We start from the raw sequence: 14439 nt of genomic DNA, 5'->3' as shown, positions 1-14439 counted from the left end.
AGGAAATCCATCAGGAAAAGGTAGAGGTAATAAATAACTGAATGGATCGAAAGAATTAATTAAATTTAATGCGTTCTCAATACTGATAGCGCATTTTTTATACAGAATAATGGAAAAGTCAGATTTAACTTTGCCCCAGATTGTATTAGTTTGGTTATACTTTAGATTCCTGTATGTGGATAAATTTAGGAATTCTCAACGCTTAACCTTATATGTTCTTCATTTGACTAAATGGATTAATTTAAGAAAACATTCAATTCCACGTAATCTTCAAATTGATGATTTATTAAAGATCATCGATAGTCTATATAATTTCCGTTTTAAAAAGAAAGCTATTTTGGCATATCTGGGAATGTCAAAAAACACATTCAATCACAAGTTTCGGGAATGCCTTGAAGAAAAAGGCTATCAAAACAAAAGAACCTTTACACTTTTTCAGGCTTATGATATCGTAAAGGTTTGGGCAAAAGATGAATTTTGGTACAGACTGGAAGCATTTACAAAAGCTGAATTGGTAGAATATTTACATCAACGTAATTATAAAAAACTAGCTGATGAATTTAAAACCTATTTAGGAGATGAGAAAATTTATAAGGAGAATGATAAATTCTCTCCTAAAATGATTTACTCTTTTCTGGAACATATAGGATACGAGAAAGATGAAATCAAAGAAATTTTCTTTGCAAAATATTACAAAGAAGTCTGAAATTTAATTTTTTAGCTCTTTGTTCCATAGAGTAAGTTAAGATGCTTTAAGTTTTCATAACTATTTTGTACATTCGAATAATCTTACAAATTAATTTCTTTTATTTCTCAGATTTTGGCTTTATTTAATACTAAAGAATGTGTAAAAAAGATACTTTCTCAAAGTTGCCAATGGTTTTTAATAGCATGTCTGCTAGCTATAAAGCCTATTGGATGATTGGTCTTGTTGAATGTTTTATTGAGGAAAAACAGGATCAGATACCCATACGTAATATTTGCTCACGCATGTTGGTAAATTCATGGTATCCAATTCATTTTTTTCGATTAAAATTTGGTTTACAAGATCTAATTAGCCAAAATAACATAAACATAAAAGAATATCTCAATTTAAAAGCAGACATCAAAAAAAATGAGCTTTTAGATCTGCTCTATACTACAACAGATTCAAAGATTATCAATTGGATAATGCATTTTAAAAGACAAGTCCCATTTCGTTTTTTATCACCATGGATAAAATATAAAAGTGATGCACAAGTTATATCCGATTCTCAAATGTTTAAAAATGAAGCACCTTATGCTATAAATCGGTCAAATAACACAATTGATATTAATCCTATCTGGAAAGAGTTTTTAAGCATAAATTCTAAAATTTTAATCGATTATGGATATTGGAATTTGTTACAATATCTTCAAAATAAAAATCCAGGAGTACCAAGTCTTCAAAGTAAACTGATTAAGCCAGCAGTGAGGGAAAGTTTAAATAAGCAACGTGATTATTGGAATCTGGTTTTCGATAGTGTTGGATCTATTCGTTGTATTTATTCGAATCAGATTTTAACAGCTGATGACTTTGCAGTTGAACACTATATACCCTGGAGTTTTACCGCCCATAATTTGTTGTGGAATTTAATTCCGGCAGATCAGTCAATCAATTCATCTAAGAGCAATAAGTTGCCAAATACAGAAGAGTATTTACGGCAATTTGTAGCGTTGCAGCGGCTTGGCTTAAATGTTGTCTATCAGAAAAATAAAAAACATAAATTATTTGAAGATTATTCAATTTTTGGTGAATCTATACCTAATTTATTAAATTTAAGTAATGATAAGCTGTATGAATTATACGAGAATCAAATTTCTCCTCAAATAATTTTAGCAAATCAGCTGGGATTTCAATATTGGTCACCTCACACTAACGAATCATCCAATGGCTATTAATCATTTTCATTTAACTGCTAAGGAACGCGATAAAATGTCTTTTCCAACAAATTGGCTCCTTCGGAATCATTTAATAAAAGGGAAGGTTCTCGATTTTGGTAGTGGACACGGTACAGATGTTAAGGAGTTAAAAAAAAGAAAGTTCAATGCATTAGAATATGATCCTTATTATCACCCTCAATTTCCTGATGAAAAGTTTGATACAATTCTTTGTCATTATGTAATTAATGTTTTAGAAAAAGAACATGAGTTGAGGATAATTATGCGAATTTCTAAACTCCTTGCAGAAAATGGAGTAGCATACATTTGCGTTCGACGTGATCTCGTTAGGGAAGGATACAGAACTCATAAAGTTCATAAAAAAACCACCTATCAGCGAAATGTGAATTTACCATTTAAGTCAATTTATAAAAATGACTTTTGTGAAATTTACTCTTTGCAAAGATTTGTAGATCGAGAATCAGATGCTTCTTGTATTTTTTGTAAACCTACAAACAAGTCAAATTATATAGCAGAATCTCCGAACCTATATTGTATATACGATGCTTATCCAGTAAGTAAAGGTCATGTGCTCATTATTCCCAAGAAACATCAGTCCGATTATTTTAAACTGGAATTGAATGTTCAAAAAGAAATTTGCGAGGTAACGAATCTGATAAAAAAATATCTCGATAAAAAATTTCATCCAGATGGTTATAATGTAGGAGTGAACATTGGGGAGGTAGCCGGCCAGTCGATATTTCATGTTCACGTGCATGTTATACCAAGATATAAAGGAGATACCCCGAATCCCAAAGGAGGTGTTCGCCATGTAATTCCGGATAAGGGTTCATATTAATGTATGTTTAATTCCATAGAACAATTCTGTAGTTACCCTTACGGTAAATCTACAGATATTTAATCCCATATTTCAAACCATTTTATAGATAGGCAATTCTTAGGCTATTTCATTATTTTATAATACTGTTAATTTTGGTATTAGAATGAACTATCCGGAAATACCAGATAGTTCAAATTGAACATACCAATTTTCGTAAATTTGAAATGTGTAAAGTCTATATTTCTATTTAATTCTTTGTTTTTTCTATTTTAGAAAGAGAAGTGGAGGAGTAATTTCAAAATAGAAGTAAAACAGATATGTCTAATTCAGAATTAAATAAAATTAGAAAACTTCTTGTCGCTATAAAAAACAAAACTTAACTTGGTATTATACAATATATAAGGATAATATATATAGTGTAAGTAATTTATACATTGAAGGTTTTAAAATGAGTGTTTTCATATATTTTAGCACAAATACTAATCTTATTTCAGAGGTAATTATTGGTATAATTATCCTTCTGATTTTATTTCCTATATACACTAAGATTAGTAATAGAAAATTACTTAGAACAGTAACTTCTTTAGATAGTGGAACAAAATCAGAACGTGATTTAGTTTTAAAATTATTAAAACTTGGAATACCTTCACAAACCATATTTCACGATTTATGTATAAAAAGAAAGGATGATAAGTTTGCTCAAATTGATGTTGTTTTGGCTACTACAGAGGGCATAATAGTATTTGAAGTAAAAGATTACAATGGGTGGATTTTTGGGAATGGTAATTATTCGCATTGGACTAAAGTTATGGCGCATGGTAAGCGTAAGTATCGTTTCTACAATCCCATCAAGCAAAATGCAAATCACATAAGAACCTTAAGACAAAAGCTGAAGCAATTTAGAAATATTCCCTTTTATTCTATAATTGTTTTTTATGGAGATTGTGAATTAAAAGAAATTAATTACGTCCCCAAAGGAACATATATTGTAAAATCATCCCGCATCTTTGAGGTATTAAAATTGATCCGAAAAGAAAACGATCCCGCTCCTTATACAAATAAGAGGGAAGTAGTAAATATTTTAAAGCAAGCCGTAAAGAACGGAGAAAATATAGATATTCAAGAAAAGCACATTGAAGATATCAACGATATATTGGGGAAAGAGAGAATATTTGACTAATTTATTCTAAGAACTTTCAACTATAGCGTGAGTTTTCATTTCTTGTTCTGCGCATGCAGAATTACTATAAGTGTTTCCCATCAATTTGTAATTTATGAGTTATGAGTTCAGAATTTCTATATTGGAAAAAATAAACAGGAAATAAGGCGTTCCCTCCTCGGGTTTTGGCAAAAATTTCGCCAGGGGTTCCAAAATCCTTTTGCTCATTTCGCTGGTTTTTCAATACGGGCAGTCCTTCTTCTAGTAAAGGGTCTTCATGGGTAAAAGGCATTTGTCACAAAATTGCTACACCACTAGTAATAGTTCAGATCCTCACTTCGGTTGAGGCTCTGAATAATTCTACAACAAAACTCAAATTTGAATAGTATGGCTTATCGAGCTAATTATTCAACAATACAAGGGGTCGTATGCTATAATATTAACACACTATAGTTTTCATAAAAACAATAGTTTATTTACATTTAAACCTCGATGTTCTCTAACTCCAAGTCTGGTCACTGACAAAAAATCTTATCAGGTAGCAATCTCCTGACAGGATTCTGTATTTCAACCTAATAGCATATTTTGAACTATCAGAATTTAATTTTCATGTTCTCACTTCTAGTGAGGGTATCAATAATATTCAAATCTTCCTTTTGTTTTAAGTAATAGCATTAAAAAACTAAACTATACCCGAAAAGGTATAATCTACACCTGAAAACAATATTTTATACCCGAACAGGTATAATTAGGCAAAATATCGTATATTTATACCCGATAAGGTATAGTTGTATAAATATTTCGCACATGTCATTACCTAAATTCATAAAAGAAAAACGAAAATTACTAAATCTAACTCAGCAGGATTTAGCCGATAAAGCTGGGGTTGGAATCCGATTCATACGCGATTTGGAACAAGGCAAGCTCACTTTGAGAATGGACAAAGTTAACCAGGTTTTAAATCTGTTTGGCCAGGAGTTGGGACCGGTATCTGTAAATAAAAAGTTCTAAGTCATGCGAAAAGCAAAAGTGTACATGCATAATCAATGGGCAGGAACCATTGCAGAAAACGAGGAAGGATTTATCTTTTCTTATGAGGAGGATTATTTAAAGTCTGATAATCCGAAATCAGTCAGCCTCACCTTGCCTTTAAGCGAAAAATTATACAAAAGCGCAACCATGTTTCCATTTTTCGATGGATTGATTCCCGAAGGATGGTTACTTGATATTGCAGAGAAAAACTGGAAACTTCGCGAAACGGATCGAATGGGGCTCTTAATGGCTTGCTGCAAAGATTGTATCGGTGCAGTTAGTATAATTACTTTCTAATATCTCATTTCTCAAATCTCATGTAAATGAACAATTGTCTATATTGTTACAAGCCACTAAAAGAGAATCAAATCGATTTTCATCCAGCTTGTTGTAAGAAAATATTCAATACTAAAAATGTTCCGGTACTCGATTACTCCGAAGATCAAATGCTGGAATTAGCCGATCAGGTAATTAAAAGTCAGATTGCCGTAACAGGTGTGCAGCCAAAACTTTCTTTGGAAATTGCCAAGAATCCCGACGATCAGAAAGGAAGACGTTTTACAATTGTTGGTCTATGGGGAGGATACATCTTAAAGCCACCAACAAAACAATTTCCATCCTTGCCTGAGCTGGAAGATCTTACCATGAATTTGGCAACATTATCTAAGATTGATACCGTTCCACATTCATTAATCCGATTGAATAATGGCAAACTTGCTTACATTACAAAACGAATCGATCGGACAGAAGGCAATAAAATTCACATGGAAGATATGTGTCAGCTCACCGAAAGGTTAACAGAATTCAAATACCGTGGATCCTATGAGCAAATTGGAAAAGCCATTCAAAAATATTCTGCCAACCCAGGTTTGGATCTCATCAATTTCTTTGAGCAGCTTCTGTTTTCATTTTTAACAGGCAATGCCGATATGCATTTAAAAAATTTCTCCCTAATTAATAATCCTGTTTTGGGATATGTGTTAACACCGGCTTACGATATGCTTTCAACGAAATTGGTAATGGAGGAAGACGATGAAGATTTAGCCTTAACATTGAATGCAAAAAAGAAAAAAATAAAGCGCAAAGATTTTATTTCAGCATTCAATCTTTTCGAGATTCCTGAGAAAACCCAAAACAATACTTTTGTAAAATTCGAAAAAACTATCTCATCCTGGTTTACAATTATTGAAATCAGTTTCCTTCCCTCAGAAATGAAAAAAGCCTATGTCGATTTAATTAAAGATCGTGCAAAGCGCCTGGACTTAAAAATTGAATAGGAAATAAGGCGTTCCCTCCTCGGGTTTTGGCAAAAATTTCGCCCGGGGTTCCAAAATCCTTTTGCCCATTGATAGTTTGGAAGCTATTGTTTCGCTTATAGGAGGAACAATTTCTACTGTAATTATCGCACTGCTCAAACGCAGGTGGAAAAGACGAGAAGAGAGACGAAAAAAACGGTCTGAACCTGCTGGGAATTAAGTCCGTATCTGTCTCAATTCTATGTTAAATAACTATTAATTACTAACTCCTAATTTTAAACATCATGGGAAAATACACTCAAGGGATCCTGGGCCCATTCTCAGGAAAAGTTGGAGCCATTGTGGGTTCCAGTTGGAAAGGAGTGAATTACATTAAATCACTTCCAGGTCCTAACACCTCCAATACCGAGAGACAACAGGTGCAGCGCAGTCGCTTTAAGTCTGTTGTCAAAATGGCATCTTCGCTATTGGCAAGTTTGATTCGTCCGGTATGGAATCTGTCAGCCGGGAAAATAACCGGTTACAATTTGTTTGTGAAAACCAATCTTGCTGCTTTCGATGAAGGCGGTTAACTAACTAATTTCGAAGATTTTAAAGCTACGGTAGGTTCCTTGGCTCTGCCGGGTAATTTGAGTATCGTGAATGATGCCGAAGTGAGTTCCGGCATTACTGTTTCCTGGAGTGATGAAAGTGCAAATGGAATTGGCCAGGCTGATGATCAGTTGCATTTATTGATTCTGAAAGATGATCAGGTGCAGGTATTGCATCCCGGAACTTTGCGTTCTGCCGAAACAGCAGATGTGACTCTGCCTTTTGAACTGGGTATGTTACATGTGTATGCATACTTTGGAGATACAGATGGAAGTGAGTTTTCTTCTGATTTGCACGAAACGATTATGCTGACCTAATCTTTTGAAAGAAAATTTTTCTGTAAGCTGTCTCGAAAATTTCGTGGCAGCTTTTTATTTTGCTAGTTTAAAAAAGCAAAAAAGGTTTAAACTATATTTAAACTATGAAGATTTAAAAAAGGCTTTCATTTCTGAAAGCCTTGATTTTACTAGTCGGGGCGAGAAGATTCGAACTTCCGACCCCACGCCCCCCAGGCCTTGTATTTATAGTTTTTACTTTTGCGAGGTTTATTTTATTGAAGTGTATTGTCGTCTAACTATCAGTCTTTTGTATGCGTTATGTTGCTTTATTATTTGCTTTACTAAAGAAATAAAATGTATATTTGTGAGATAAATGTTGCAACCATGTTGCAACTAGAAGAATTTCATAAGTTATGGCATCAGTAAAAATTATATTTTTCAAACACAAAGTTTTTGAAGATGGAACTTCTCCAATTGTTCTTCAAATAATTCATAAAAGAGTACGACGTATTTTTTCTTTGAATCATTCAACAACTGAAGATAGATGGGATGAAATTAATAAAGAGATTAAATCTATTGATAAATCTCAAAAGAGATTTGTGCAGGAAATGAATATGCATTTCCATTCAATGCAAGTAAGGGCTAAAAGTATAATTCTTGATTTTGAAAAAAATGAAAAGACATATACCTCAGACAATGTTATCGAAAAATTAAAGGGAGTTACTTCTTCAAATTACATTTCCTTCACAGAGCGGGTAATAAAGCAATTAAAGGAACTTGGTAAAGATGGTAATGCTCGTGTTTACCAAAGTAATTTGAATGTTTTTTCTAAATTTATTAAGGGGAAGGATATCAGTTTTGATGAAATTACTTATTCACTGGTAAAAAAATTTGAGGCTTCACTTTATCGAAAAGGGAATGGTATTAATGGAGTAGCTCATCAGTTGAAAACGCTCCGGGCCATATATAATAGAGCGATCAAAGAGGGTGTTGCCAGAAAAGATTTATATCCTTTTGAAAATATTAAAATAAAAACAGAGAAGACTGCAAAAAGAGCCCTTTCTAAAGATGAAATTATTCAAATACGAGATATTAATTTGGATAAAAAGCCAGCACAGAAAAGAGCCAGGGATTTATTCATGTTTAGCTTTTATTGTATGGGAATGGCATTTGTTGATATTGCCTATCTCAAAGTGAAAGATATTTATAAAGGTCGACTGAACTATTCCAGGCAAAAAACAACACAAGTATACAATATGGCCATTGTGGAGCCTGCCATGGAGATTATCAATAAATACTCAACTTTGGAAGAAAAGGACGAATTTGTATTTCCAATTTTAGACAAGAATCATCCAAGTATTTACGATTTGTATTTATCCCAAATGCGAAATCAGAATAAAAGATTAAAAGAAATTCAGAAGAAATTGGATCTGTCATTGCCATTAACCTCATACGTCGCAAGACATTCATGGGCGACCATTGCAAAACGTTCCGGAATACCAACAGCTGTAATTTCCGAAGGCCTTGGACATACAACAGAAAAAACAACTCAGATTTATCTCGATAGTTTTGAGAATGAAGTTTTGGACGAAGCCAATAAGCTTATCGTGCTTTAAATCTGTTACAAATTTTCATCTTATTTACGACAAAATGAATTCAAATATGTCAGATGAAATGTTGAAGATAAACTTCATAAAAACCCTTTGGGGAAATTAAAGGAGATTTCAATTTTCCACACAAGAAGAAACCAATAGAGACTCCAGTTTTTAATCAGCAATAAATTTCCAATTTCCTGTTTAAGATCCATGTCAGGATGCAATAAAAAAGCGTAAGTTTTAACAAAAAAATGCTAGCAGAAAGCCAGGCAGACTCGAGTAATATGGGTGATGTAAATATCTTGAACTTAAGATAGTTTGTTTCATTTCTTATTGCATAATTATGCAATTAAATTAAGAAACTAAATCGAACTATGTTCAACTATCTTAGGGGTATTGTTTGTTAAATCTATTGATAATGTATGAATTAGCTGAAAAATAAAATTTGTATACTTTATTGTAAATTACTAAATTATGTAACTGTCAAGAAAATGGTGAATTAAAAATAAATATTTCAATGATCAATAATCAGAGTTTTGAAGCTCTGAAAGCAGAGCTTTCCAGGGCAGTTTTTGCATTAAAAAAACAAGCGAATGGTAGTAATCTCGAAGTTATTGAATGTCCATCTTTTACAAGCTTTAAATCTAAGCTCATAAGTTTGCAGCTTGAATTTAACACAGAAATACACAACAATCTTCGTAAGATTTCCTCGCAAAAGGATGTGGAGCTTTATTTCGAAATGCTACTAACAAGTTTAGCAATACTTAAAGCTTTAATTTGCTCATCCGAGGTTGAGTCTATTATTTATAGTAAGAAGGAAGAATACAATCTGTCGAATGATATATCTTACATTCATTACAATCAGGCTCAAATAAATCAGCACAAAGACTATGTTTATCTTAAAAAGGATATTATAGATCAATGTATTAGCATAGCTAAATCCTGCAAACAAAAAATGAAAGAGAATATTACAGAAGCAAAAAATAAAGATAATGCATGCATGCATGTAATGGCTGAGTTTGCCCCTTATCTCAGCAAGTACAGAGAAGCCTTAAGTGATATAGACAGTCAGGAGGAGAAAATAAAGTTTTTAAAACGCAAGCGACAAGAGATTACTCCGCTATTTAGAGGAAAATCCATCGACCTTTACAGCTCGCCAATAAATGTGTGGTTCGAAGCCAGTATTGAAGCTTCCCGGCGGTCTATTCTTCAGAAAAAAAAGAAACGTAAAAAAGATAAAAGACAAGGTCTTAGATGGTGCTTATCCAGAGCCGAGTTTCTCGAGCTTATAATGTCTTTAGATCTCACAAAAGCCATTGGCGATGAGAAGAGTACACCCGTATCTAAAAAGGTGCTGGTAAGTGAGTTTTCAAAATTTTTAGGAGTTAAAAAAATACCTGATTACGAAAGCAGAATGACAAAATTGTGCAAGAGGGCAAATCCAACCGCATTCCTCGATCGCTTACGCGATAAAGTTCAATTTATCTCAAATAGGAAAAATAATTATTAATGTAAGTGTATTACATAATTCCCCAGTCAACTTGCCTCAATTTGCATGCAAGCTGTATGCAACTTGCATATTCATCGAAGCAAATCAAGCCATTTAAAAGCAAATATGCTTTTTCTGAAAAAAATCTTACCTTCTGTAGTGCCTTATTTTATTAGGATTACAGACTGCAATGTAAAAAATCAGAAAAAATTTTCTATATGCAAGCTGCATGCTCGTTAAATTTTACTTTACTAAACTTGTGATATCATTTTTAGTGAAACAATAGTTCTGAATTGTTTAAAATTTTATCACATGCAACACGAAAAGGAATTAGTAAAAATGTTCCTTACACTTTTGGAGAAAACCAAAACCATAGAGGAGCAACTCAGAAAAATATCTCTTAACGAGAGAAACCCACTTGGCGATACCTATCTCGATACCGATGAGGTTTGCGACCTACTGAAAATTTGCAAACGCACTCTGCAAAAACATCGCGATGAAGCCAGTATTTCCTACATTCAGTTCGGAGGAAAAACCCTCTATAAACTCAGCGACATAAAAGAAGTTCTCGACAAAAATCACCAGGAAGCAATCAATCGCTAAGCTGTCTGCTGTTCGCTTTAGACTTACCTCTTTCTAAGATAATTATTCATTGTTAATTACCAATTACTAATTGTTTGCAATGCAAACCATGAACATCCCCATAGAACTACTCGTCTACGCCCTTTCCAAAAGAAAGGTCAGTCAGGTACGACTATTTCTATACCTGAAAAGTCAGAGTACGGGATATTTGCCATGGACAAAACAAGTGAAAGAAAGAGTGCAAAAAGATCTGGACATTAAAGATGTTCGGACCATTGATCGTAACCTTAGGTGGTTACTAAAAAACAAGTGGATAACCAGCAATACCAAACGAAAATCAATCCGGGTGGTCAGTTATTTGGTGCTCGCCAAAAAGCTCCAATTCCGCTCTGCCACCGGAGCAATTTTCAGTAGCATATATTTTATTAATTTCCGCCCATTCATTTATGCGGCGGTAGTCACTTATTATTTACAGTACAAGCATAGGTTGGCAAAACAATCGGAACGAAAAAAAGGGCGTTCCACTACGAATTGTAGCTACCGCGATATGCCTGCAGAATATCTGGCTGCCGTTTTAAACCTCGGAAAATCGACCATTGTTCGATACCGACAAAAAGCATGGGATGCCGGATTCATAAAAATGAAGCACCGGTACAAACCACTTTTTATGCCTATCGAAGAACTCGGATTTTGTCGTGTTTATGGCGATGAAGATGCCTGGCAACTGGTGATTCACAACAACCAGGTGAAAGTGCAGCTTTCCAATGCTATTAGTACCTATATTGTTTTGCGCACAAAACCCGCACTCAAAAAGTACATTCGATACCTGCAAAAAGTGGACCCGTTATAAGAAGGGATCCTAAGGGAAGACGGTAGAATACCGGAATCCCGCAAGGATCCAAAGCCGTAGGCTTTAACTTTTATACTCGAAACCTGAAATTTTAGAATCTGAATTTTGAACCTTTTTACTTTATCCTTAATCCTTCAATTTTGGATTTTGAATTTTGAAACCTTATTACTTTATCCTTCTCACTTTATCCTTTTTTTTTAACCTTTTTACTTAATCTGAAAGCTAATTATCAATTCTTCATTATTAATTTTTAATTATTTAAACCATGCAAACCCTAAAAACATACCTCCAAAACCTCCAAAGCCAAATTAATATCCTTATCGGATTTTATATGGAAAACGAAGCACTCCTTTCTCATCAGCTTGTTCAGATTATGGACCAGGCTCAGCTCGATTTAAAAGACATCATGCAGATAAAAGAAGAAGTAGATCGAAAAATATACCTCATCAACTCCATCGAAATAGTAGCCAATTACCCACGATACTTCATGGTCGATTCACCGGGAAAATTAATATCTACCTACACCCGACAAGATGCTTTCAGAAAGATAACACCCGCATTCAGCACCTTCCTGGCCTATGCCAATAAAATTGCAGACAGCATGCACAAATCTAATATTCAGCTCATCGAAAACCTGCCACCCCTGTATCAGTCAATCATCTGTAAAAGCAGGAAAAACAAACAAGAAGGCTTCCGCGATTTCATTGCCAAAATAGTTTATGAAATCCAATACCCCGAGGTATTCGTAGCCGAATACATCCGCATCACCACATTACTCTACGATACCTACAAAAGCAACACCTCCCTGCAATTCATCCTCTCAACCCTAAACCAAAAATTCTGAATATACTCTCTCACTTTACCCTTTTTACTTGAATTTGAAATTTGTTTTTTGAAATTTGTTTTTTGAATTTTGGAATTTCTATCTTGTTCCTTCTCACTTTATCCTTTTTACTTTAACCTTTTTACTTTAACCTTTATCCTTCACCCTTGTTACTCGAAACTCAACCCCATGCCACCCCATACCCTAAATACACTGCGCCACCTCCAAAACAAGATCCGCCTTATCCGGGCCATTCACCTCTACAAACTAAAATTCGAAAAGTTAGGAGCAGAAGAGGAGAGAAGCACCCGACTCGAATTATCCCATTACGATTTGCTCCAGGAAGAAATCCAGGAGCACATCCTGGCACTCACCACTATTTTGAATTTTTTAAAAGAAGGCAAGACTGAAGAAGAGAATCAAAAAGCCATTAAATCCATTCTCAGCGAACTTCGTCAAATCACCAGGGAAATGCATCTCTTTGTGAAATCATTGGCTACACACAGCCAAAACATCCAGCAGTGGCTCCAAAAAATCACACCCGAAATTCCTTCCGAAAATCTCCATTTCTACAAGCAAAACACCTCATCATTTCAAGCAAATTACAAGAGAAAAACATCAAAGCAATCAACAGAAGAAATTGTTGAGAGTTTTAATCAGTATGCTGCATCGCTCAAAATTCTAAAAATCGAAAAATAAGATTTTCAATGAAAAGAAATGACAATTTTGTAACTTGATCTTTCAACTAAAAACTTGTAAAGATGAAAGATCTAAATCAAATGACACCGAATGAAATCACTCATGCTCTTTTTAATGAGCTCGAAGCTATTAATAAGCGTTTGGTCGGAATCGAGAATGAGCTGAAGACCTTTACTCCATTACAGCAAAAAGAAATTTTAACACTTAAAGAAGCTTCCGAATACCTTAGTCTGTCAAAAAGTTACCTTTATAAATTGACATCAGTGGGTAAATTAGGTTTTTATAAAACGGGGAAGAAAATTTATTTTAAAAGAGAACAATTGAATGAGTATCTCACCCGCAATTATTATAAGTCTCGTGCTGAAATCAAAGAAATGGCTGATAATTTTGTTTTGAAAACTCGTTAAAATAGAGGCAGTAGAAATTGATAGAATAATAACAGAAGTGAACTTGGCAAACTTGACAGGCTTTAAATAAATTATTTTTAACTATTTTTCGTAAAAATTAAAAATAAAAAAAATAATTATGAAAGTAATACTGATTATTTGGAATATTCATTTGTAGTTTTTTTAAGGTCTTCGCTCAATGTGATGATTATTAGAATGAAATGAGTAATGTTCAATCTTATGACGATGATCTAGAGGGTGCCCAATATTATGCTAGAAAGGCTATGGGTTCAGCAAGTAATGCTTGAGCTATGCGTCCGATTGTGGATGTGATGATGAAAGTGAAACACCATAAGGAGAGTCAGAATGTGATTGATTCAGTCAAATAAATTTAATTGAAAATATTAACTTCTCATTATTAATAGTTTAATCTAATATGAAAAAAGTAATACTTATTCTTAGTATAATCCTCTTGAATATATTTCAAGTTTCATTCAATAAAGTTAATGCAAATTGTTTAACGCCTGCTTCTACTGTTGGTACCTATGGTATTGAAGATGGATTGTATACGGCAACAATTAAATATTTTAATGCAGAAACATATAAGACTTCAACCTACACTTTAAATGTAACTGTTAAGTATAATTCTGTTACTGCTATTGATTTTGGAAATGGAGGTTCTGTTCATACAGGTTATAATAACGAAGGATATGTATATTATGGAGGTACTTTGTTTTTTGAAAAAGATTATCAGGGAAATATTATAGCTGCAACTACCTCTGTAACAATTTCAGATGGAAATGGATCTAGAACTTTTAAAATTAGAATTGAATAGCACTTATAGTTGTGCATATTATATATTAGTCTCTTGTATAGTGAGGGACTTTTTTTTATGCCAATTAATTTCTTTTGTTAACTTTGATTTTCGATCTGTAAATATGAAAATAGAATATTGATCT

The 14439-nt window shown here is 33.5% G+C and carries 16 protein-coding genes and 1 pseudogene; 16 read left to right on the top strand and 1 reads right to left on the bottom strand.

Annotated features, from left to right (window positions below; genetic code table 11):
* The first annotated feature begins 109 nt into the window (after positions 1–109).
* The 4 genes from ACT3CE_RS00370 to ACT3CE_RS00355 all read left to right on the top strand — a co-directional run bounded on the left by ACT3CE_RS00370 (position 110) and on the right by ACT3CE_RS00355 (position 3920).
* A complete protein-coding gene (locus ACT3CE_RS00370; protein ID WP_444707780.1) occupies positions 110–706 on the top strand; it encodes a hypothetical protein in 597 nt (198 codons plus the stop codon).
* 137 nt (positions 707–843) lie between these two features.
* The gene (locus tag ACT3CE_RS00365; protein WP_444707779.1) at positions 844–1920 is read left to right on the top strand and encodes an HNH endonuclease domain-containing protein; all 1077 of its coding nucleotides are present in this window, start codon (positions 844–846) and stop codon (positions 1918–1920) included.
* On the top strand, positions 1910–2758 hold the full coding sequence (locus tag ACT3CE_RS00360) for a bifunctional class I SAM-dependent methyltransferase/HIT family protein (protein ID WP_444707778.1): 849 nt from the start codon (positions 1910–1912) through the stop codon (positions 2756–2758). Before ACT3CE_RS00365 ends, ACT3CE_RS00360 begins: the two co-directional genes overlap by 11 nt.
* Positions 2759–3188: 430 nt before the next feature.
* Positions 3189–3920: a nuclease-related domain-containing protein gene (locus ACT3CE_RS00355; protein WP_444707777.1), complete on the top strand. Its 732-nt coding sequence runs from the start codon at positions 3189–3191 to the stop codon at positions 3918–3920.
* Positions 3921–3984: 64 nt separating this feature from the next.
* On the opposite strand, the gene ACT3CE_RS00350 is transcribed toward ACT3CE_RS00355, so the two are convergent.
* Positions 3985–4191 (bottom strand): hypothetical protein, encoded by a 207-nt coding sequence (locus ACT3CE_RS00350; protein WP_444707776.1) that lies wholly within the window; start codon positions 4189–4191, stop codon positions 3985–3987.
* Between the two features lie 515 nt (positions 4192–4706).
* On the opposite strand from ACT3CE_RS00350, the gene ACT3CE_RS00345 reads away from it, so the two are divergent.
* The 12 genes and pseudogenes from ACT3CE_RS00345 (at position 4707) to ACT3CE_RS00290 (ending at position 14315) form a co-directional block, all read left to right on the top strand.
* Positions 4707–4910, top strand: coding sequence for a helix-turn-helix transcriptional regulator (locus ACT3CE_RS00345; RefSeq protein ID WP_444707775.1), 204 nt, complete (start codon positions 4707–4709; stop codon positions 4908–4910).
* 3 nt (positions 4911–4913) lie between these two features.
* On the top strand, positions 4914–5228 hold the full coding sequence (locus ACT3CE_RS00340; RefSeq protein WP_444707774.1) for a HipA N-terminal domain-containing protein: 315 nt from the start codon (positions 4914–4916) through the stop codon (positions 5226–5228).
* A 26-nt stretch (positions 5229–5254) separates the two neighbouring features.
* Complete coding sequence (locus tag ACT3CE_RS00335; RefSeq protein WP_444707773.1) at positions 5255–6208, top strand: HipA domain-containing protein; 954 nt, start codon at positions 5255–5257, stop codon at positions 6206–6208.
* Between the two features lie 263 nt (positions 6209–6471).
* Positions 6472–7095: pseudogene (locus tag ACT3CE_RS00330) on the top strand (DUF6266 family protein).
* A gap of 374 nt (positions 7096–7469) precedes the next feature.
* Entirely contained in the window at positions 7470–8672 is a 1203-nt protein-coding gene (locus tag ACT3CE_RS00325; RefSeq protein ID WP_444707772.1) for a phage integrase SAM-like domain-containing protein, read from the top strand.
* A 496-nt stretch (positions 8673–9168) separates the two neighbouring features.
* Positions 9169–10161: a hypothetical protein gene (locus ACT3CE_RS00320; protein WP_444707771.1), complete on the top strand. Its 993-nt coding sequence runs from the start codon at positions 9169–9171 to the stop codon at positions 10159–10161.
* A 291-nt stretch (positions 10162–10452) separates the two neighbouring features.
* Positions 10453–10743, top strand: coding sequence for a helix-turn-helix domain-containing protein (locus ACT3CE_RS00315; protein ID WP_444707770.1), 291 nt, complete (start codon positions 10453–10455; stop codon positions 10741–10743).
* A 466-nt stretch (positions 10744–11209) separates the two neighbouring features.
* Positions 11210–11572: a hypothetical protein gene (locus ACT3CE_RS00310; RefSeq protein ID WP_444707769.1), complete on the top strand. Its 363-nt coding sequence runs from the start codon at positions 11210–11212 to the stop codon at positions 11570–11572.
* A gap of 331 nt (positions 11573–11903) precedes the next feature.
* On the top strand, positions 11904–12416 hold the full coding sequence (locus ACT3CE_RS00305) for a hypothetical protein (protein WP_444707768.1): 513 nt from the start codon (positions 11904–11906) through the stop codon (positions 12414–12416).
* 168 nt (positions 12417–12584) lie between these two features.
* Complete coding sequence (locus ACT3CE_RS00300) at positions 12585–13094, top strand: hypothetical protein (protein WP_444707767.1); 510 nt, start codon at positions 12585–12587, stop codon at positions 13092–13094.
* Between the two features lie 62 nt (positions 13095–13156).
* Positions 13157–13501: an excisionase family DNA-binding protein gene (locus ACT3CE_RS00295; RefSeq protein ID WP_444707766.1), complete on the top strand. Its 345-nt coding sequence runs from the start codon at positions 13157–13159 to the stop codon at positions 13499–13501.
* Positions 13502–13916: 415 nt separating this feature from the next.
* Positions 13917–14315 carry a hypothetical protein gene (locus tag ACT3CE_RS00290; protein WP_444707765.1) on the top strand — a complete coding sequence of 133 codons (399 nt, stop codon included), beginning with the start codon at positions 13917–13919 and terminating at the stop codon, positions 14313–14315.
* Positions 14316–14439: the final 124 nt, after the last annotated feature.

The sequence above is a fragment of the Marinifilum sp. RC60d5 genome, assembly GCF_052400665.1.
Classification (GTDB): domain Bacteria; phylum Bacteroidota; class Bacteroidia; order Bacteroidales; family Marinifilaceae; genus JBQTGK01.
The sequence above is the reverse complement of the archived record's forward strand: the minus strand, read 5'-3'. Positions and strand labels throughout refer to the sequence as shown.